The 21,160-nt window shown below is 57.2% G+C and carries 11 protein-coding genes and 1 pseudogene; 7 read left to right on the plus strand and 5 right to left on the minus strand.

The annotated features are described in order from the left end of the window. Nucleotides 1-2: 2 nt before the first annotated feature. The 3 genes from BMW35_RS14815 to BMW35_RS14825 all read right to left on the minus strand — a co-directional run bounded on the left by BMW35_RS14815 (nucleotide 3) and on the right by BMW35_RS14825 (nucleotide 5,807). Nucleotides 3-1,853, minus strand: a complete 1,851-nt coding sequence (locus tag BMW35_RS14815) for an ADP-ribosylglycohydrolase family protein (protein WP_089670462.1) — start codon at nucleotides 1,851-1,853, stop codon at nucleotides 3-5. Between the two features lie 85 nt (nucleotides 1,854-1,938). After that, nucleotides 1,939-3,714: a HEAT repeat domain-containing protein gene (locus BMW35_RS14820; RefSeq protein WP_089670463.1), complete on the minus strand. Its 1,776-nt coding sequence runs from the start codon at nucleotides 3,712-3,714 to the stop codon at nucleotides 1,939-1,941. Beyond that, the gene (locus BMW35_RS14825) at nucleotides 3,714-5,807 is read right to left on the minus strand and encodes a vWA domain-containing protein (RefSeq protein WP_089670464.1); all 2,094 of its coding nucleotides are present in this window, start codon (nucleotides 5,805-5,807) and stop codon (nucleotides 3,714-3,716) included. The genes BMW35_RS14820 and BMW35_RS14825 overlap by 1 nt, the downstream gene beginning before the upstream one ends. 337 nt (nucleotides 5,808-6,144) lie before the next feature. Here BMW35_RS14825 and BMW35_RS14830 point away from each other — a divergent pair, with 337 nt between their 5' ends. The 4 genes from BMW35_RS14830 (at nucleotide 6,145) to BMW35_RS15940 (ending at nucleotide 13,804) form a co-directional block, all read left to right on the plus strand. Further along, entirely contained in the window at nucleotides 6,145-7,710 is a 1,566-nt protein-coding gene (locus BMW35_RS14830; RefSeq protein ID WP_089670465.1) for an ATP-binding protein, read from the plus strand. Nucleotides 7,711-7,858: 148 nt separating this feature from the next. Beyond that, nucleotides 7,859-12,649 (plus strand): homing endonuclease associated repeat-containing protein, encoded by a 4,791-nt coding sequence (locus tag BMW35_RS15930; protein ID WP_245708195.1) that lies wholly within the window; start codon nucleotides 7,859-7,861, stop codon nucleotides 12,647-12,649. A 270-nt stretch (nucleotides 12,650-12,919) separates the two neighbouring features. Next, entirely contained in the window at nucleotides 12,920-13,204 is a 285-nt protein-coding gene (locus BMW35_RS15935; RefSeq protein WP_245708196.1) for a hypothetical protein, read from the plus strand. Nucleotides 13,205-13,621: 417 nt separating this feature from the next. Then, nucleotides 13,622-13,804: a hypothetical protein gene (locus BMW35_RS15940; protein WP_245708197.1), complete on the plus strand. Its 183-nt coding sequence runs from the start codon at nucleotides 13,622-13,624 to the stop codon at nucleotides 13,802-13,804. Nucleotides 13,805-13,824: 20 nt separating this feature from the next. Here the strand turns inward: BMW35_RS15940 and BMW35_RS14845 are convergent, their stop codons facing one another. Together BMW35_RS14845 and BMW35_RS14850 are read right to left on the minus strand one after the other, a co-directional pair. After that, nucleotides 13,825-16,788 (minus strand): DEAD/DEAH box helicase, encoded by a 2,964-nt coding sequence (locus BMW35_RS14845; protein ID WP_089670466.1) that lies wholly within the window; start codon nucleotides 16,786-16,788, stop codon nucleotides 13,825-13,827. 532 nt (nucleotides 16,789-17,320) lie between these two features. After that, nucleotides 17,321-17,683 (minus strand): annotated as a pseudogene (locus BMW35_RS14850) (ISNCY family transposase); the annotation flags it as partial. Nucleotides 17,684-17,919: 236 nt separating this feature from the next. On the opposite strand from BMW35_RS14850, the gene BMW35_RS14855 reads away from it, so the two are divergent. The 3 genes from BMW35_RS14855 (at nucleotide 17,920) to BMW35_RS14865 (ending at nucleotide 21,045) form a co-directional block, all read left to right on the plus strand. After that, nucleotides 17,920-19,212 (plus strand): tyrosine-type recombinase/integrase, encoded by a 1,293-nt coding sequence (locus BMW35_RS14855; protein ID WP_089670517.1) that lies wholly within the window; start codon nucleotides 17,920-17,922, stop codon nucleotides 19,210-19,212. Nucleotides 19,213-19,678: 466 nt separating this feature from the next. Further along, nucleotides 19,679-20,590, plus strand: coding sequence for a ParA family protein (locus tag BMW35_RS14860; protein WP_089670467.1), 912 nt, complete (start codon nucleotides 19,679-19,681; stop codon nucleotides 20,588-20,590). 14 nt (nucleotides 20,591-20,604) lie between these two features. Then, on the plus strand, nucleotides 20,605-21,045 hold the full coding sequence (locus tag BMW35_RS14865) for a DUF8160 family protein (protein ID WP_177170875.1): 441 nt from the start codon (nucleotides 20,605-20,607) through the stop codon (nucleotides 21,043-21,045). Nucleotides 21,046-21,160 lie beyond the last annotated feature (115 nt).

Genomic DNA, 21,160 nt, shown 5'->3' on the forward strand with positions numbered 1-21,160 from the left:
GTTCAGCGACCCCCTGACTGAGCGGTGGTGGCTTGCCATTGCTCGTGCTCGATCTCCGGATGCCGGACTGCTACGCGTCGAAGCGATTCGTACATGACATGGAGTTCTCCGACCATCGTGTGAGCCTTATCACGGAGGTCCGCAAGTTGATCCTCTGGACTGGTGTCCGTCAACGTCCGTTGCTGCTGCGGGAGACGAAGCCGGGTGACGTAATCCAGAATAGCTCCTGTACCGCTTGCTAATTGCGGGAAGATTTCGGCAACTTCGTGGACGGCGCGTGGGTGGTCAGCAATGATCTCTTCAGCGATCGAGGTATCGAAGGCTCCTTCGATCTCCGCTGGCGAGTCATAGCCACCACTCTCGTTGCTTCGCAACAACACTTTGCCGGCGTCGGCGAACGTGCCGACTAGCACTCGCGTCGCCCCCGCGATCGGATCCATGCGTTCGATGCCGACCGTGTCGGTCTCGGTTTTAGTTATTGGGTGCCGAATCCCTGCGAACGCCGCGTACGCCCGAACGAACGCGTCCGCTGCCGCCTGCCCGTCACGCTTGATTCGTTGCTGATCTTGGTCGGGGAGCTCATCGAAGGCGTCGACGAACGGATACTGTGGCACAGGAACGAGCGTCGGCTGTGAGAAGCCCGGTTCCTCATCGAGGTCGGTCTGTGGGGCAGCGTAGGTGGAAGATCGGCCACTGTCGACCGCGTACGCTCGCCGTTCCCAGTCGAGCATCGCAGCCGTCGCCGGCGTCAGATCGTGGTACGCAGTGCTGATAGTACGATGTGGCGCGGGATGGGTACGGTGTCCGATGGTCGCCTCCTGAAATTCGCGAGCCGAAATATACGCAGGCCCCTCGATGGTGCGTTCCTTGAACACGAGGGTCCCATCATCCATAGTCGTATATCCCTTACCGGGGATCTGCATCCGGATCGTCAACAATCGCTGTGCTAATCGCTTGAGACGGCCAGATTCTTCGATCTCTTCGGTCCATCGATTCGGTATATTGGTCGATCCGAATCGAGCGCCAGCGACAGCGCCGGCGATCGCACCGACAGTATCCGTGTCGCCACCATTGTTCACAGCCTGAACGATCGCTGTTTCAGCAGACTCAGCAGTCAAACCGTAGTAGAGCCCAGCCTGAAGCGAGTCGACGACGTATCCAGAGGTCGCAAGCTGGGCTTCAAACGCTGCCGCGTCGCGGTCGCCAGTGACGACTTCCTGCACCTGCGTGAGCGCCGTTCGAAGTTCGTCTGGAGCTGAATAGGTATTCTTGAGCGCAGTTCCGAGTGGGTCGCGTTCATCGCGAATCAGGTTTGCGAGTGTTCGGTTGAGAATCACACAGCCCCACCGGCAGCGCGGGTCGGCATGTGTGATCGCCGACGAAAGCTGACTGACCTGAGTGAGTTCCGCGTCAAAGTGACGAAATGCGATCGCGTGTGGTGCACACCGCATCACGCTTCCGTTGCCGGCATTGGAGCCTTCCGGTCGCGACTCCCAGACGTCCGGACCAGCGTCGTCCCACGAAGCTCCTTGTCTGATCCGGGATAGGGAATCACGCGTCATCAGTCCGATGTCGAACGGCCCAGAATCGAGCCAGTCGACGAACCGATCCGCCACATCGGCCGGATCGAACCCGCGACTGTCAGCGAGACTCTCCGCGATACAGAGCGCCATCTCGGTGTCGTCAGTGATCGTCCCCGGTGGCTGGCCGTGCGTGCCGTGACCAAGCATCTCCGTCACTTCGCCGTGTTGGGATTGGATCTCCTCGGCGCTGTTGAATTCGACTGGTCGACCTAGTGCGTCACCACAGGCCAACCCGAGGAGACACCCCTCTGCGTTACGTTCAATTGTCATAGATTCACGATATTATCCCTCTCGGATAGTTCTACACCAGCGAACTCTCCGGACCGAGTCAGTAAGCGAGAGGTCCAGACCGGTCTCATGCGTTGATCTGGGCGAGCGCCCACGATGCCCTCGTGCGGACATCGGCGTTGTCATCATCACGTGCTCGGTCTTCCAGGGCCGAGGTCGCGTCTCGAGCACAGAGGTGTCCGAGCGCCCAGCAAGCGTTTTCACGGACGAGCGGATTCTCGTCCGACAGTAATTCCACGAACGTCGACGTGACGTGTTCGACCGAATCCGGGAAATCCTCGGCGACGCGGCTGAGGGCACCGCTCGCATTGATTCGTGTGTACGTGTCGTCGACGGTCAGCAATTCAGTGACCTCCTCGGTGTATGGCTCGACCACGTCGGTGTGAACAATCGCCACGTCGCCGATTAGTCCGATCGCGTTGTTCCGGAGTTTGGGGTTGTCGACGTCGAACAGAGTCGCGACGTCGTCGACGATCTCGACGCCGACGCTCGGGTACTCTCCGACGATCCGGCCGAGCCCAGCGGTCGCGTTCAACCGAACGCTGTCGGACAACGAGTCACGGAGGGTGACTTCCCCAAGTGTCTCCGCGACCGGTTTCACTTCTTCCGGATACTCGCGCGTGATCCGCGAGAGTGCGTACACCGCGTACTGGAGTCCGTCGGCGTCATCCTCAATGATAGTTGCAAGCGCCGGAACGGCGTCCACAGCATCCTCGGGGTCTTCGTCAGCAATCGTGGCGATACATCTGGTCGCTTCACGCCTGACGGAGACAACGTTTGACTGCAGATACGGTACGAGTTCGTCGGTGAGCGGAGCGATCGCTCCCGGGTCGGCATCACCAATCGCTCGGAGAGTGGCCAGCACGTCGGCCCGATCCAGTAACTCGTCACGTGCCAGCAGTGACCGGAGGATTGGAATCGCCGGCGTACACTCCTCTGGACGCACCGCCGCCACCCGACGGAGTGCCTGGATTGCGTCCTTATCTCGAACCCGATCTTTGTCTTCACGGTCCAGAAGTGCGAGAAGCGACGAGATACGGACCGCATCTGGATGTGTATCAGCGAGTCGGCGGAGCCCGGCTGCCTCCTCGGCAGGCGTCCCTGCGCCCGCCGTGTAGCGATCCGGTGGTGGATCGACCACGGAGAGCAACTCGATTGCATCGACGGGAACGGTAAACTGGTCACTATCGGGTGCCAGCGGCGTGCATTGGAGCGCCGGCGCTGCCGAGGGGCGTTCGAGTGTCACCGCGTGAAGGGAGACGTCGTGGCACAGCTGCGTTCGTTCGGCCCCATCGTCGATATACGTGAGTTCGAAGCCGGGCGCATCAGCGTGGTCGTCGAGAAACGACGACAGCATCGACGCGTTCGCAGGCATAATCCCGGCGGACGACGGGATCCCACCGTCGGTCTCTAAGTCACGAATCCACGGGAAGTCGGGATGGATGTCTCCCCGTTCGACCGCGGGAACGAACTCCCACGCGTGGTAGTGCTCCCACCCGTCGACATCACTCAGATCGAGGTCGTCGACAACGACGTAGCCGTCGGCGTCCGGGTGCAGGTCGGCGATGAGTGAGAGACGCTCGCGCCGGAGCGGGAACTGCTCGTACCGACCGTCGGGCTGTTTCTCACCGAGCCACGCGTCCCAATCGTCGGGGTGGCGGCCGACGATGTCGACGACACCCGGAATCGCCGCTTCGTCGGCCAGCGTCTGATTGCCGATAGCGTAGACCGCGTGCGGCGTCTTATGCGCGAGATGACGCACCCACTCCAGCGGGACGGCGTCGTGGCGGGGATGTGGATTCACGTCAACGGTCCAGTCGCGGTCGAACGCGAACACGAACATCAGTCGCTCACCTCGTGCGGCGTTGTGGGCGCCTTCTGACACAGTGTCTCCAGGAGTTCCACCTCCTGTTGTATCGTCTCGTCCCCCACAGCCGCCATCTCGTCTGCAAGGTAGCTGCGAAGCCGGTCGAACCGCTTGGTATACCGGTCAGGCACGACCAGCGGGACGGACTCGCGCTCGTGCTGGCCGCGCTGGTCGGGGAGCAGCCAGTCGTCGACGCCAGTCGCGGCGTCAGCACGGTCGTGGAGGTCTGCCGCCCACGTCCGAAGTTCGCGAGCGTACCTAGCCAATGCGACCGCCTTCCGGACGCCCTTATGGCTATAGGTACCGGTCTCGTCGGGGACGTCGACGGTGACGCGCTCGGTGTACTCGCCACCATCCCGTTCCGTCCACGAGGCGACCAGATCGAGATCGGCGTCCGAGCTCGTCTGCTCGAGACGAACGAGGACGACGCCGCCCCGAGCCTCGCCATCCTGCTTTGCGGAGGGGAACAGCGTCCCGACGTGCATCAGGCGGTCGGTCGCGGCGTCCGCGGACGGTGACCCGTGGACTGCCTCGATCTCGTAGCCGTCTGCGTCGAGGTCGAGGTTTAGGTCGTACACCAGCGGGGTGACCATATAGTCGAACTCGTCGCCCAGCCGGCGCTCGAACTCCGAGGCGGAATGGACGAAGTAGTGATTCGCCCCGCGGATGCCCGACAGGGTGTCCGCCAGCTCCGCGTTCGCGTCCAGCCCCATCCCGATGAACGTCGTGTGGACTCCCTCGGCGGCCGCGTCCGCGAACAGCTGCGTGAGTTCGCTGTCCCCCGTCGCCCCCGTGTTTGGCATCATATCGGTCATGAAGACGACACGGCGCTCAACGTCGGGACTGGGCGTCTCGTCGACGAGCATATCGACGGCCGCCTCGAAACCGTCTGCGAGGTTCGTACTGCCGCCAGCAGCGATCTCACGGATGTGGCGACGGATCGCCGGCATATCCGTCGTTCCGATATCACGAAGCGGTTTCGCGACGTGGGCGCGGTGGTTGTAGAGGACGACGCCCAAGCGGTCCTCGTCGTGGAGCTGCTCGGTGAGCGCGCATAGCGACTGCGTCGCCGCTTCGAGTTTCGTCGCCGCATCGTCCTCGGCCTCGCGCTTGCGCCCGTGTTCGTCGTAGTAGTACGCGTCGAAGGCGCTGTCCATCGACCCGGAGACGTCGAGGACGGCGACGAGATCCAGCCGCGGCCGCTCGAACTCGTCGACCGAGAGCGTCGAATCCAGCCCCACCGACAGGTAGCGCTCGGTCTCCCCACTGATCGGGTGGTCGCTCACGGCAGCCGCGTAGCGCGGCGCGAACAGGGCCTCCGATTCGGTCCGCGTGCCCGTCTCGAAGTGATAGTCGTAGAACAGCCCCTCGTCGCTGATCGCCTCCGGCTGTGGCGTATACCCGTTCGCGACGTTTTCCCGAAAGTTGGCCACGTCTTTCGCCCCGCCAGCGGCGAGACCGACCGTCTCCGGGCTCGCCATGTCCACACTTGCTGGGGCCGGTGATGCGCTCTCCATCACCTGATTTTCGAGCATCTGGTCGGTCTCGGCGGTCTCCCGAAGTTCGTATGCGTCGACGTGGCGCCCACAGGACTCACAGACGTAGTCGGGTGGGGTGACCGACCTGTCGTCGTCCATCGGCGTCCAGTCGTCGACGAGCGAGCGGTCCTCCCGAACGCGACGGGCGGTCGCTCTGGCATCGATGATTCCGAACGGTTCGTCGAGGGAGAGCTCGGCGGCGGCCTCGGCGAAGACTGGGCCAGCCGCGTCGACTGTTCGTCCAGCCCGAAGCTCCCCGCCACAGTGGGGACACTCAGCTCCACCCTCCTTTGATGAGGTGGCAGGGAGCGCCCCAAGCATCCCGGAGATACGGTGCATGGCCCCCGTTTTCAGGGACAAGAGGGCTGCACTGTCGAGCGTCGCGAGTACTGGAAACTGCTTGCCTGATTGATCGGCGACCAGCAAGCGATGGACGCGCTTCCCGTCGCAGTCGATCCCTCGCTGGGTGATGAACTCGACCGCGATGTCGAGACGCTTCCCCTCGTCTATATCTGCGTAGGTCGTATTCATGGTGTCAGTTTTGACTGCCCTTCCCCGGGCAGTCAACGGGTGATTGGCGATGGTGTATTCGCCTCCGCTGGAGACGGGCTGGCAAAATAACCATCACGATGCGGCTTTCCACACTCCTACACCCATCAGTGTGCGCTATAATGAGATAAATGCTTCGGCGAGGAGCGGTATAGTGGTGTAAGATGGGGAAAAAGCACTCTGCGATGTGCATTACGCGATATTGTGGCGGGTATCGCACGCCGTAGAACGGATAGATCCTGAGTAATCGCCGCTACACTGTGGGGTGTTGAGTCGAAACAATCATTGGAACGGACATCATGGGTCAGGCAACGAGATCATGTCTATCGACGCTGGTGACGCTCTCGTCCGAGCGCTCCACGATCACAATCCGTGGTGGGAACACGGGACGGGGGCCTTCTCGCTTCCTGCACGACAGAAAAGCGACTTCTACCACCTCACCCGCCCCAACGACTCCGGCAGCCAGTTCGAAGACCAACCACTGCTCGGACTCGTTGGACGACGAGGCGTTGGAAAAACCACGCTCCTCCACCAGTTCGTCCACCAGCGGATCACCGATGGTGACGATCCAGAACGATTTCTCTATCTCCCCTTCGATGCCGACCCACTCCACCAACTCCAATCGGACGAACAGCTACGGCGTGCAGTTCGCTACTATGAGAGTCGGATCCTCGGCCGCATCGAGGCAAACACCCCCCACTTCATTCTGATCGACGACGTCCACCAGATCGAGCATCCGAACAAGCCAACCATCAACGGATGGGGAACGCCAGTTGTGGAGGTACTGGAGGATGTCCCAGAACGCCACGTTATCGTCACTGCAAGCGCCGGCATTCAGGTCGAACGGGAACTCGAAAGCGTCGCCATACCACCCACTGACTACGATATCCAGCCGATTCTCCCCGAGAAATTCCGGGACTACCTCTTCACGCTGTATCCGGACCTCGAGGACGAAGAGAAGCGCGTGAGCCCCACCTCACTGCGGACCGGGGAGAACAGTCTGCCAGCGGCTCTGCAGAGTGGCGAGATTACGCCACTCGTCGAGGAGCTCCGCCAGAAGTACGAGAAGGTTGCAGACGTTGAACGACGCATCCAGTCACAGGTCGTCGACTATCTCGCAATGGGCGGGACCATCAGCTACGATCTCGACGGCGCCGCCGAGTCGGCTGAGGAGCTGACGCCAGATGACTACGGCCGTCTTCGTGAGGATGTTCGTGATGCGCTGTACCAAGAGGTTCCGGGCTTCGAATCGATTCAGACGATTGCTGATCTCGAGCGACTGTGTGCGCTCGCGGCCCGGAATCGGGGGACCGATCTCTTCCGGTATCAGGACCTCGTTGATTTGTTCGACGTTGACCGGCGGACGATCGCCGATAGCTATCTACCCGCGCTAGCAGAGCTGTACCTGTTAACCGGCGTTACCGAGTATGACAACAGTCGACCTCGGTCGGTGCGGCTTTATCTGCGTGACACGGGGCTGGTGACCGCGCTGGCTGACGACGATGCCTCGGCTGTCCGCAATGACTTCGACCGCGAAGCCGACCTCGCTCGCGTCGCAGCGTTCGACCATACAATGCGATTTGCCTATGGTGTCAACGCCATACAGGGCAACGACGTCTCGCCGTCCGTTCAATACTGGCGTGGACGTGGTGGAGAAGTCGACTTCGTCTTCGAGGTCGGTGGCACACCCGTTCCGGTCGGACTGGCGTATCAGTCACGCGAGCGTGAGGAGTCACTTGATGCCGTTCAAGAGTTCATGGAGGCGTACGACGTGCCGCTCGGCTTCTTGCTCGCTGGTGATACAGTTGCGGGCAGACAACCGATTGAGACTCCTCGCAAGGGGATCGTTCAACTTCCGTACTGGTTGTACTTGCTCCTCTGTTAGGTCACCGCGTGGCTTGCTTGTGGGTGCGCTGGGGAGCCGGTCGGCTATCGCTTTTGGTGATCGCCATCATGGTTCGATGCGGCGAAAGACCGCAGGTCGTGTTATCCAAGCAAACATTCATATGTCCCATAGGGAATAAGGGAGCCAGATGGGTAGACTGGTTGACTACGAGTACGACTTCTTCAGCGAATACCAGTCTGATGTCCTCGCTGACCTCCCGTCCATCGAGCAACTCATCCGATTGGATGATGAGGTCGCGAATAAGGTCACAATGCCCCGGTATGAGGGGCCTGTTGACCCAGTTGAATGGACGGATTTAGAGACGTATTACAGCGCCCTCTTTGCGGACTTCATCACCGACCGCATCCAGGGGCTCGTTGATACAGAGCCTATCGAGACGAACCGAGACAGATTCCATGGCTTCCGAGAGGATATTGCGTCCGTCAACAAGAAGCTTCCAGCGCAACGAGCAGCGCGCTCAGGAGTCATTTCGAAGCCCGCAGAAACGGTCCTTCTCAAACGACTGCGACAGCTAGGGTTCGACCCGAGTGCTCTCGACGTCTCTCACATCGGCAGTGGGGGCGGGCTCTACCTATTGGAGTTGTTCGTGACTGCCGCCCAGCAAGAGGCCCTGTCAGATACCGCCCTTTTGACAGCCCTCCTTAACGAAGCCGATGCGCTGGGGAGCATGAGTCGAGAGGCAGCGATGTCCCGTCTACATCGCCCTGTCCTGATGGTGTCCCTCTGGAATAACCAGGCGGAGGGGCTCAACAACTGGTTGGACAACGGCCGACACGGAATTCTCGAGATGGCGACGGCCACAGGGAAAACTGTCGCTGGGATCGCTGCCATTGCCGAGTGCTGCGGCGTCCTCCCGGAGGATCCCGATCATGAGCCCCGAACTGATGACGCGAACATCATGATCGTCGCCCATTCGAACGCGATCCTCAAACAGTGGGAGCAGGAAATACAGGAGAAGCTCGGGCTCCCGATGCCAGCCGGCCAAACGGGGGAACAGGCAGACTGCGTGTCCTTCAGTGGTGGAGACGTCGAGTTCCATACTGCGCAGTCGCTGCTGCCCCAATACGATCGTGATCTCGCCGATCAGTATGATCTCGTCATCTACGACGAGGTTCATCACTACTCCAATTTAGACGGGTACGGGGCTGCCATCGACCGGCCGAATTATCGGGCTGCGATGGGGCTTTCCGCGACGATTGGCGACGACGGGGGCCTAAAACGAGAGCAGCTAACCGAACTGCTCGGGGACGTCGTCTACACGTACGGGGTTGAGGACGCTCGTCGTGACGGGATCATCCCCGAATTTGACTGGACAGTACACCCGACGCCGCTCGACCCGTACGAGCGGGAAGAGTGGGATGAGGCGACGGAGTCGATCTCCGACCAGTTCAAGCATATTCGGCGGTCGTCCACAACCACGCAGATTCTCAACCAGATTCCTGTTCCGTTCACTGAACTCGAAGACCTCGGGGACTTCATTCGTGCCCATGAGGCCGCATCGATGGTCTTCGACGATGATGCTATCCCCGACGAGTGGTCGAACCTCCAGGCGACGATCCATTCGCGGACGTGGATCCGCCACCGGTCACAGCCGAAGATCACGGAGGCAATCGAACTGGCGAAGGACTATCTGGAGGACCCGGACCGACCTATCAAACTCGTCATCTTCGCGATGGACATCGAGACAGCTGACGAAATCGCAGACCAACTCGGCGAGGTTTCAGATCACGTCTACCGGGCACACAGCCAGCTCGAGAGTTCCTCACGGAAGAACAATGAGACGGTCCAGCGAAACATCGACAAATTCGGGAAGTGCGAGAACGGTGTGCTCGTCTCTCCTAAGATGCTCGACGAAGGAATTGACGTTCCGGATGCTGAAGTCGGGATCAATGTCGCGGGGACCAAAACGAAACTGCAGCTCGTGCAACGAATGGGGCGTGTTCTCCGCAAGCACGGGAATCAGCGACCCCACTTCCACCATTTCATTGCCATGCCCGACGAGAACTACATCGCTGGGCTGGACTCGAAAGAGTACGTGCAGGAGCTCAACTGGGTGCGAGAACTGGGGGAGACGATTGGGGTGCAGCCAGTTATCGAGGAAGCCGGCGTCGATCCGGAGTTGCTGGAGCGCGCCGAACAGCGTGGCCACGAGCTCTGGGCTCGAGACTTGCTTGAGGACCTCGAGGTGGAAACGGTCCAGGGGAACGTCAATCTTGAACAGCTGCTTGATGAGCTGACTGTTGAAGCGACGGAGATTCTGCTGGATGAGTTATGGCTCGAAGGGGAGCAGGTGGCCCAGGATGATTGGGAGGCCGCGATGGAGGCCCTCCGTGACTCGAACGCGCTCTCTGTTGAAGGCCTCCAGCGTGTCTGGTGGCTCTTCCCGCTCTATCGAGAGCGGCCAACGGAGCTGGATGAACTCTTGACGGCGTCGTTGAGTGCTCTCTCTGAGGAAGCATCTTCGACACGGCAGTCACCGGGTCGGACGACCGCCGGCCAGGGCGGACCATCGAGCGATGAGAAGCCGACCGATGTGACTGAGTCGGAAGAGAGCGATACCCCGGGGGAGAACTCACCAGCGTCGACGACAGAAGATACGGAGTTGGATGGAGAGAATCCTCCGTCGCAAGACCGCGATTCAGTAGCGTCGTCGAGTTCCGAATCGGCAGGCACCGAATCGCATCCGCAGGTGTCTACGTCCAAGGAAGATGCGGACACTGACGTCACCGTGGAGACGTCCAGTGTGTTTGACGCGCTGGGGGTTGGAGAGCCGCCTACCGCTCTGTCGAGACGGCTGCAAGTCGAGCCCCATGAAGCATCCCCCGACGAAACTTTCCTGACGAGCACAGGCGAGGGCGGTCTCTTCTCGACAGGCTATCTGCACCAGCGATCGCTCCAAACGTACCTGCTGGATGACGAAGAGGCAGTCTTCCTGCTAGCCTCGAAACGCCAGGCGCCAGAATACAGCGGCCAGCAGCTACCGGACCTAAACGGGTACCGGGCGATTACAGCAATCACTCCGACGCGGCTGCTTTGCGTCGTCGGGAATGACCCAGAGAACCACTCGGTCCAGATTCGCCACGAGAATATCACGAGTGTTGCCGTTCAGCAGGCGGGGACTCTCTTCTGGAAGCACCGTGCACTCCGCATCGAAACGGACGACGAGACGCTCACAATCCCGGATGGCACCGGGACGGATCTGGCGGCTGCTGCAAGATACGTTCGTACCGCTGCGTACGAGGAACGGTGTGGTGCAGGTGAGCGGCTTATCGAAAGCTGTGACGTTGTTGCGTCCCATGCCGGGTTCACGGCAGTCGAGGCTGTATTCGATGCAGCCAAATCGCAGTTTGAATCGGCTTTGGAGTGGGGGCAGAGACACGATCTTGATACGGCCCGGGCGGAAGCAGGTGTGGAGTTCACCACTACCTGTCTCAAAACAGCTGACCGCCAACTCCGATTAGAGGACGAACTCGCAGAGGCCCAGCGGCTTGTCAGTGATGCTCGGACCGCTTCGATAAACGGCAACGAAGAGCAGGCAACGCAACAGTACCGTGCGGCGAAGTCACAGCTCGAGGCGATGCTATCGGCCTCGTATGAGGCGCCGAGTCCCGCTGTGGCGGAAGCTCAACAGCTCCATGCAAAACTTGAGGATGCGCTCTCGTCGGAGACTGCTAACAGTGGTGAAGAAACGACATCGAGTACGGAGGCCAGTACAGCGACTACGGAGCAGTCTTCACAAAGCGAGAGTCATCAACCAACTCGGGACAATCTTATTACGGAACTCCAGGCCTTAGCAGAGGAACTTGGTGGCGCCCCAAAGGCACCGGAAATGGACGAGCAGGGAGCGTATTCGACCCACGAGTTCTATCAAGAGTTTGGATCGTGGGATGATGCACTTGATGCTGCCGGGATTGACCGGCGAGCGGCGCTTCTCGCTGAACTGGAGCGTGTTGCTGCTGAGGTCGGCGAGGTTCCGTCAACCACTCAGATTGATGAACACGGCCGATACAGCTCCGGGATGTATCGCGATGAGTTTGGGTGGGTTACCGAAGCACGCGATGCCGCCGACTTCTCTGGTATCAGCAATACCAAACCGGAATCCCAAGTAGAGGAGTCGACCGAAAAACCAACCGACCAGCACGGCGACAGCGATACGGAGTCCACTCACGATTCTGCGCCATCCCGAGAGGAACTCATCGACGAGATTCAGCGTCTTGATGACGGTGAAAACCTCGTGCCGTACGCGTCGGAGATGGATTCTGACGGCGCGTACAAATCGCATGACTGTATTCAGGAATTGGGGTCGTGGGATGAAGCGCTGGACGCGGCGGGCATCGATAAGCGGGCTCGGCTCCTTGGGGAACTCCGCCGTCTTCGTGACGAGCTCGAACGGATGCCGAAAACGGCGGATATGAACAATCACGGGCGGGTTTCCGCGTCGATGTATGGCACCTTCTTTGGGTCGTGGACGGAAGCAACCTCCCTGATTGATGCGAGCGAAGAGTCGACGAACGAGACGACTGAGTCCGATCCATCTCCCGATACCAGAAAAGAATCGAATTCATCGCCCGTATTGAATGGTGACAGGGATTCCATTCTCACCTGGGAGGACATCCCCGGGAACAGTCGGCTTCCGTCTTCGATTGCAGTTCAGGTGAAAGAGAAGAAACGGACGCGGTCAGATCGTGTAGATGGCCGGTATCTGGTCGCCGATCTCAACGGCAAGGAGTTCGAGCTCAAAGTCTGGCAAAAACACGGCCTCGAGATCGAGTGGAAAGTCGATACCTGGTATATCCTGCGTGAGGCCAGAGGGACAGTCTGGGAGAGCGATGGAGAGGTACACCGACTACTCGATAGCACGAGAGACCTGGCGGCGATCGAATGTGGATCAGAGCCACCGGTAGAAGCGGAATCGTGACTGGAGTGAGTTGGAAACATAAATACCTCAACAAACATGCCATATCTTGGACTGTCTGACGGCGACAAGGTACTCCCTCCACAGGTCCCGGACGGATCGACAGTTGCGTGTCCAGTTTGCGGTGAGGAGATGTCAGTAGTCCGGTCATACAACCGCGGGAGCACGTTCGTCTCTCGGCACTTCAGTCACAAGGGCCGCGGGAAAGGAGATGGCAGCGGAGCCGATAGTGGTGATGGTGACTGCCCAGGGGAGTCCGAAATCCATCACAAGATGAAGGCCATCGCATACGCACGCCCGGAGAACGACTACCCGGAGGCGACTATTGAACTCGAGTCCAACCTCGATGGACGCATTCCTGACGTGCTATTAGAATTCCCCGAGCCCTGTGATCCATACGGCAAGGGAATCGCTGTTGAAGCCCAGTACCGAAATAAGGGAAAAGACAAAGAAACAGTCGTAGAGCACTATCTTGATCGGGAGTACAGCGTTGCCTGGCTCGAGGAAGACGACTTTACGACTCACGATGTTGATCTTTCCGGCCTTCTCTCGGTGTGACCGTACGCCCTCCCGGACCGATACGGGACGGAGGGATATCCCGACGTGACGCGGTGGCTCTGGTAGGAGAAGAACGCAATCGTAGAGCTGGAGGTCCCCATTCCCGCAGACTACTGGAAGTCGTTCGATCAGTCGGGAGAGTGGGTTACTATCGCGGAGAAAGGCATCAAGCGGCGAGGCAGCGCTCGAATTGCCAGAACGCCAGACGGACATCTAACATTCTCACTTGGGAAGGCAAAGGGATGGAGCAAGAGCGAGTCACTTTCCGTACAGGTTGTTCCGGATGACGTTAGGAAACTCAGGTCCTTTGCCGATGATTTGGAGCGAAAAGCGTTCGGGGAGGACCGCCCGTCACCGGAAGAGTGTGATCAAGAGTGGCATGAACTCAGTAAGCGATGGTTGGAGGGATCGCCAACCGTGACGGCATGGATAACAGCCGCGCTGCCCGACCCAAATGGAGACTCCGATGTTGTGGTGACTCTGTGGAAGAAGCAGATGGAAACGGAACGTGTGGCGATGCGAGTTGAATCGTATGCTGCAGAAAATCTACGCGACCTCGCAGATCTTCTCGACCGAGCCTTCGAGATCGAGAAGAGCTGAGCCCCGCTAAATTAGTACCCTTAGGACACTTCCACGACTTGATCGTTAGGATCACCAATAATGCGTAGTTCAGTATCAACCGCCTCTAACCACTCCTTACAGGTCAGCAGTAGTGTATTGATGTTAGCCCGTGTTCGGGCCTTGTCGTGGTCCAGCCCAGGTTGAACGATATACACTCTGAAGTCCCACTCGTTCGGCTGAAATCTTGTCTCGATTTCATCGAATCCCTCTTCATTCAGTTTGAACCCCTCTACACCAGTATTCTCTTGACGATACCGAATCCGCTTTGGAAGCCCACTGTTCCTAATCCACGCTATACTCCGGAATACCTGATCAACAACATCACGAACGTCTTCGAGACGCGCTCCACTTTTTTTGCTTTTTTTGCATGCCTTGCAGTGGTAGAGGCTAATGCGCTTTTGAGACGGCTCGAACTGAACATAGTCTGCTATCTCACCGGTCGTATGATCACAGAACAGAATTTGTTCATTCTCACCGTTTGCCTCGATAAAGTTCTCTACCCAGGCGTGAACATGAATGAGTCCCTCGGCATCTGTGTCATTATCATCAAACGAGTATTCTCCCCACGTAGCACATCCCGACCAATCGATCTTCGATTCTTCAACAAAACAAGTCGACGGAACCTCTGAAAGTTCTTGTTTGACCTTGTGTCCGCGCCCATTATACACTAAGGTCCCGTCACCTGTGCAGAAGTACAACGGATAACGGTTGAAAAACATCTCACCGGTCCATTCGCTGGTCTGGTTCCTGCTGACTATCCTGAACTGACAGTTAGCGAGTTGACCGGTCAGTTCATTATCTGCGATATTGTACGTGCCAGATAGCGACTGCGCTGTCTCATATGGAGTATAGGAGAATTCGACAGCAGTGGGCTCATCGGTCTGGTAGGTGAGGTCTCTTAGAGCAGATTCCTTCACGGGCTGCCATCCACCCTCCTCGTGTACTTCGCTTGTATTAATCTCAACATCGAGTTGTTGAAGCGCAGGATTGAGAGTCCCGTATACTGGATCTGCAGGGAACTCGTCGATGCGGCGAACCTCCCCTAACCCGAGTTTAGGTGCGACAGATTCGAATTCATATTTCTCAAGTTTGCCCGCGAGACCCTGACACCACGAAATGAAATCACCAATTCCCTCCCTACCAGTGGACCAAACACGCCCCTGATCATTGCTAATGCCAATGATCTCTTCATCAACCTCTGCAACTGCATGGCCTTGAGCGAAGGCCTGTGCATCTGTTTGCCTCACAGCTCCCTCCACCCGGTCACCAAGATACATTTTATAGGAAGGGAGACTCCCAGACGGCCCCAGTGCGTTGGCTAGTCCTGCAACTTGGTACTCAATATCGACCTCTGCCTGCAGCATTCGGACGAGTGATTCACCGCCGTAGATTTCAATTTCATCGGATACTATCTGGCTACGAATACGGTCAGATAGCTCATCTGATGAGGAAGCTTCAAACAGAGTCTCGGTTTCGTCGTGATAGTAGTAGAGATGGAGGTCATATTGACGGTAGTCAAGCGGAGTTCTAGTCCCCCAGGTCGGTTTATCGATTTTCTCGGTGATCAGCCCAAGAAACACCTCGTCGGATCGGGGCAGTTTGTAGACGATAGTGTCGTCGTCAAGTGAAACGTCAGCTACCAAGTCGACGTCAGACTCCGTACTCTCGTAAAGTCGAGTGCTGCGGTACGGTTGGAGGTCTCGCTCATTGACGCCTCGAAGCGCATCTTGTCCGGCAGTAGTCGCTGCTACGTTTGTCTCAATATATTTGTCGACGAGTTCTGGAACGAGCTGACGCCAGCCTGCATCCTCATGATACAATCGCTTGACGACATCATCAACCCCGGCCTCACGCAACTTGTCTGGGTCAGCGATAACTGTTGCAGCGACATCCGAATCTTCCGCAGGTCGAGTGACACGGCCAATTAGTTGGAGTGTGAAAGCAAACGACTTCGGGGGCTGATGAAGCACTGCAACCTTCAGATCCGCAATATCGACCCCCTCACCCAGCATCCCAACAGCAACGACCCCGTCAAGTTCTCCATCTTGAAGTGCGCTGATCGTCTCTGCATTTTGTTTGGACGTCCGGTCCGAATGAATCGCCTCAACATCAAGCCCATGGCTGCTGTAGACATCTTCCAAGCCTTGAGCAGTAGAGATTTTATCACACCGTACTAGAAGCTTAGCACTGGAGTAGTCCGTTCTAATATCTGCCAGCTCGGTAGCCGCTGCTACTGCCAATTTGCTATCCGGATCGTCAGCACGATACGTCGAAACTTCGGTCAAAGACAATGGTTGATATAATCGTTCTTCCATCGCATTGCTCAGAGGATAGTGATACACCATCCGGCCCGGTAGCGTCTGTCGGTCACGACGGAATGGAGTCGCAGTCAACAATACCCGCTTAGCGCTGTCTACGGTCTCGAGTAGTTCCATCCAGCTGGGAGCTCTGATGTGATGTGCCTCATCGAAAAAGACGAGATCAAATTTCTCTTCAGGAGGACTGACAATAGAATCTGAGTACTGGTCCGAGTCATAGACCTTGCTGATATTGTGAGGGAGAGTAACTACAACATCCTCATCCAATTCGTCCCAGGTCTCCTCGTCGGTGACCCTTGAGGTAACTGTTGCAACAGAAGGGGTGTCAAGTTTGTCATCAACAACGCCAGCTTGTCTCAGGCCATCTAGCTGTTTGAATTTCGCTGCGGTTTGGGTACGAAGCACGTCAGATGCAGTCACGACGAGTACTTGCTTCTCGCTCAGTCCAAACGCCAATAACATCATCAGCGCTGTCTTCCCGGAACCAGTCGGCATTGACACCAGTGCTGGCTCATCTTCGTATGCCGTGAAGTGGCTCTTGACGCCCCAGAAACCACCTGCTTGACAGGATCTTATTCCCTCCATGCCTTCCGAGCCGAACTGCTGAAAATTGATCTGATCAGCGTGATCGGCGAAGTAGCCCATTCATTACGGTCAATAAAGGGAATATGTAATGAATCTACTGCTGGGAACTGCTAACCGAGACATCCTCAATCCTCAATGGATTACGGTGCCCAGCTGTTCTACTTCGTATTCCACAATCTCGGAGGATGAATCTGATGCGGGCCTTCTGTTCATTGTAAGGTATTATGAAAGAGGAACTGTCTTGCGGTTCTACATTCCTATCACTCAGGGGCGTTTTCTGAGTGACACACTCTGAAGCCGTCTACGAATCGACAGGCGAAAGCATATCCAGCCGCAGGCTTCATGAAAATAAGGCACGTATCAAATCCCAAAACTCCGAAACTGTGGGTTATTCCTCATTCTTCGCGCCCTTTTAAGCCTACAAACGAAACTGGGGATTCTGGGAGCTAGTGAGTCCAGAGCCGCCGCGAAAACCGGACGAGGTCGATCTACTGACCGGATACTACCCTGGCATCCAATAGATACCGCGAAAAGACGCGAAAATCGACAGCGCAGCCGCTACTGAATCGGTGAACCCGGCGTGAAAAAAGCGTTACCCGAACTCCCGCAGGAAGTCACCTAACGCCCGCACGAACGTCTTCGCTGTGATCACAGGCGGCGACCGAATCGGCTTATCGAGCGCGACCTTAATCAGATAGTCTGTGAGTCGCCACAGGTTATAGATCAGCGTCGACAGCGCAAAATTACACAGCCGAAGCCGGTAGTCCGTCGACGACGTCTTTGGCAGAAAGTCCTTGATCGACTTATACTGGTTCTCAATGTCCCAGCGCCGACTGTAGCCATTCACCACGCTCGCAACCTCCTCAGGCTCCACACAATCCTTGTTGGTCACGAACACCGCGTACTTCCCACCAGCATCATCGCGTGTACTTGGCGCATACAGGAACTCCGATTCGCAGCCAGCCGTCTTTGTATAGCGACATAAGGTATACACAATATCGGGGAACTACAGCACCTATTTTCGGTGTTCACACAGACTCCACCAGTCTGTTTGTCCCCAAAACCTATATTCTATCTGTGAGAAACGCGCTACCAGCCAAAAATGTCGGACTTAGAATTGGTAACTGACTCAGTGAGGATTCCCTACCCGATTCCTGGCCTCGAACAGCGGACATCGTGGAGGAAAATACTGTGAGCGACGTAACAGCCCCAGAAACCGACCGGGGCTGGGAGAGCGTCGACGACGTCTCGTGGACCCTCCTCGATCTGGACGAACTCGTCGACGCGTACTGGGCTGTCGTCGCTCCGGTGATGGAGACAGACGGGCTCGATCCAAATCGAGAGAAACCGACACACAGCTGGCTCCGCGACCACGGCTTTCGGCCGCTTCTCTACGCCCTACGGGAGTATCACGACAGGACCTTCGCAGAATTTTGGCGTGAGGACCTCGAGATCGACACCGTAGAATCGGGCTACGACTGGGCAACCGACCACGAACGGACGATCGAGGCACTCGAGTCCTTTCTCACGTCACGGCGAGAGCGGAAGGGGCTCGCAGACTCGTCGATCGATACTCTCCGCTACCGATTGAACCGCTACGTCACCGCCTACTACGAGGAGAATGATACCGGTGACCTCGTGACACCCGTTGCTCGAGATGGTGATATCCCGGCCTACAAAGCAGTCGATGCGTGTTGGACAGCGTTCGACCGCCTGCACGCGGATATCGACGGTGGGCAAACCAAACGCCGGATTCATCTCGCGGTTTCGAATTGGTATGCGCATTTGGTGCGTCGGAAATGGGCTGCAGTGAACCCCGCTGACGGCCTCGACGACGAGTTCGATTGGTCAAACGGCAATGACGACGATACGGATACGCCATGTCTCGCCACCGAGCACGTTCGCGCACTCTACAAGGCGGCAGACGGCCAGGAGGACCGCCTTCTGGTACTCGCCCTGTGTGCCTGGGGTCTTCGTCCGAATGAGGTTGCTAGCCTACGAGCGCGTCAATTCGTTCTTGACGTCTCTACCGACGAAATTCCGTATATTACGTTCGAGGAGCGGAAGAACGGGCCCGGCGAGGTGTCTCTCCTCTACGGTAAGGAGGTACTCGAAGACCGCCTCGCAATGTTCTCCGATTGCGAGGACTGGGATGGCTATCTATTTCCGTCGCCACACGCCTCACGCGGCCCGATTTCCCGGTGGACAGTCTGGAACCGCTTCACACAGCTCGCTGAACGAGCTGGCCTTCCTGACGAGATTGGCGGCGTCTCTCCCTCGCCAAAGATGGGGCGACGCTTCTGGTATGACGCCTATTCCTCGTCACTCGATGTCGTCCTCGAAAGCCTTGACGAGATTGCGGCCGAGCAAGGAAGCGCGAGTGCCGACGTCGTAATGCAAAATTATCTCTCAGATTCGCGGGCCCGGAAGCTTCGTCGAGAGTATATGCGGGACCAGTTAGCTGCCGCCTTCGAGGAATCTTGACTGACTCCAGAGTGATCTCATCTGTGTCTGTTATCCAGTAAATGCTCGAGGACATAACTCAGTGAATCACAGAGTCAGTGAATCAGTGAATCCAAGAGTTGTTGAGTAACTGAATCCAAGATTCAGTAAATCATAGAGAATCGTCAAGTCAACGAATATCTGAAGCACTGAATCAATGAATCAGTGAATCCAAGAGATAGAGATTCAATGAATCACTTACCGCAAGCAGTACAGAGTCACTGATTCAGTAACTGCCAGTAGCAAGCTCCATTCCCCAAGGAACCAGGAACGCGGGAATTCCAGAATGCGTTGAGTCAATGAATCAGTGATTCTTTGATTTCCATCAAGCACAACACGATAAGCGTCTGTTAGCGGCTTGTACCATTGAATACGGCACTTTAGCATTTCCAGCGCGGAATTGGATGTCTGACGTGGATTTATGAGTCATTGAATCAATGATCGTACTATGACCGAGTCACCTCGTGGCTGGGGCGTTACACCATCGACCGGAATTCCCACGATCGCCTTCGGCAATCAGAAGGGCGGGACTGGTAAGACAACGGCGACGATCAACAGTGCCGCTGCGCTGGCCACTCGCGACCACGATGTCCTTGCGATCGATATGGACCCACAGGCCGATATGACGAAAGGACTGGGACTGGGCCCGGGCGACGACAACGACCCCTCAAGCCCGAAGAACGACCTTCCAAATACGCTCGCGACTGATGACGCGAATCTTCTCGATGTCCTCGTCGATAATCCACGCACGCACGACACGACACTCTCAGAAATCGTAATCCATAGCGACGATTACGACCACCTGAACTTCGATCTCGTGCCGAGCCACAAAGACATGGGGCTTGCCCGGGACTGGATGGACGATGCAAGTGCTCGTCTCTCGCTGAAAAGTGCCCTCGAGAAGCTGGTGGACGACGGCTATGACTACGATTTTATCTTGATCGACTGCCCACCAGATCTCTCAGTTCTGACGGATGCAGCGTTCATCGCCGCGCAGAACGTGTTCCTGGCCGCACAAACCCAAGCGACATCCCGAGATGCCCTAGACGATCTCTGGGACCAGCTGGAATCCATCGAGGATAACCAACAAATCGAGATTTCGATCGTAGGCCTACTGGCAAATATGTATAGAGACGATGGGCAGTCACAGAAGTTCCTAGAGGCATTTGACGAGTCATATGCGTCACTAGCGCCGATCTTCAAGCTTCCAATGCGGGTGGCGATACAGCGCGCGTGGGACAACGGCTGCGATATTTTCGAATGGGAGGACACAAACGACCAGCAAGTCGAGCGCGACCTCTTCCTAGAGGTTGCTGAGACAATGGAACGGGCGTTCGACAAAACGCAGGTGGAGGTGTAACTATGCCCCGAGGAATGGACGAACGATTTGAGGACCCGTCAGAGGAAGCAGAAGACGAGGAAGTCGCGGACGACGACGAAACGACGGAGGCGACGTCGGAAACAGAGAGACAAGACCGCGAACCTGCAGCCGCCACAGACGAGCAATCAGGTCAGCATAGGGGTGCTGGCTCTGCGGATACTAAATCCGCCACTGAGGAGGCAACGGAAGCAGATGATGGACCGTTGAATATTCGGGAGGACTGGGATTCAGCCACGATATACGTTGAACCAGAACAGAGTGAGGATATCGAGGTCACATTCACGCGGCTGAAAAAGCAGTTGAAGCGGGAGGACATCACGCTCGAGAAGAACAAGCACTTCTACCGGGGGATTTTCGAAGTAGCGTTTGGGGAGCACCGCGAAGAGACGAAGGAAAAGATCCGCGAACTGGCAAAAGAAGACGGTGATCAATGAATCACTGAGTCTTGGATTCAACGAAAGAGATCAACGTTGTGACTCCTGAACTACAGGAGGAAAGTTACTGTCTGGTTCAGCACCTCCTCAGCTGGAGTTCCTCCGTTGAGAGCTT

Origin of the sequence: Halobacterium jilantaiense, from assembly GCF_900110535.1 — an archaeon.
GTDB classification, from domain to species: domain Archaea; phylum Halobacteriota; class Halobacteria; order Halobacteriales; family Halobacteriaceae; genus Halobacterium; species Halobacterium jilantaiense.

Coding starts and splice junctions, on each gene's coding strand:
- BMW35_RS14815 (WP_089670462.1), bottom strand. CDS start 1,853: ATGACAATTGAACGTAACGCAGAGGGGTGTCTCCTCGGGTTGGCCTGT.
- BMW35_RS15935 (WP_245708196.1), top strand. CDS start 12,920: ATGAAGGCCATCGCATACGCACGCCCGGAGAACGACTACCCGGAGGCG.
- BMW35_RS14820 (WP_089670463.1), bottom strand. CDS start 3,714: ATGTTCGTGTTCGCGTTCGACCGCGACTGGACCGTTGACGTGAATCCA.
- BMW35_RS14830 (WP_089670465.1), top strand. CDS start 6,145: ATGTCTATCGACGCTGGTGACGCTCTCGTCCGAGCGCTCCACGATCAC.
- BMW35_RS14845 (WP_089670466.1), bottom strand. CDS start 16,788: ATGGGCTACTTCGCCGATCACGCTGATCAGATCAATTTTCAGCAGTTC.
- BMW35_RS15930 (WP_245708195.1), top strand. CDS start 7,859: ATGGGTAGACTGGTTGACTACGAGTACGACTTCTTCAGCGAATACCAG.
- BMW35_RS14825 (WP_089670464.1), bottom strand. CDS start 5,807: ATGAATACGACCTACGCAGATATAGACGAGGGGAAGCGTCTCGACATC.
- BMW35_RS14865 (WP_177170875.1), top strand. CDS start 20,605: ATGGACGAACGATTTGAGGACCCGTCAGAGGAAGCAGAAGACGAGGAA.
- BMW35_RS14860 (WP_089670467.1), top strand. CDS start 19,679: ATGACCGAGTCACCTCGTGGCTGGGGCGTTACACCATCGACCGGAATT.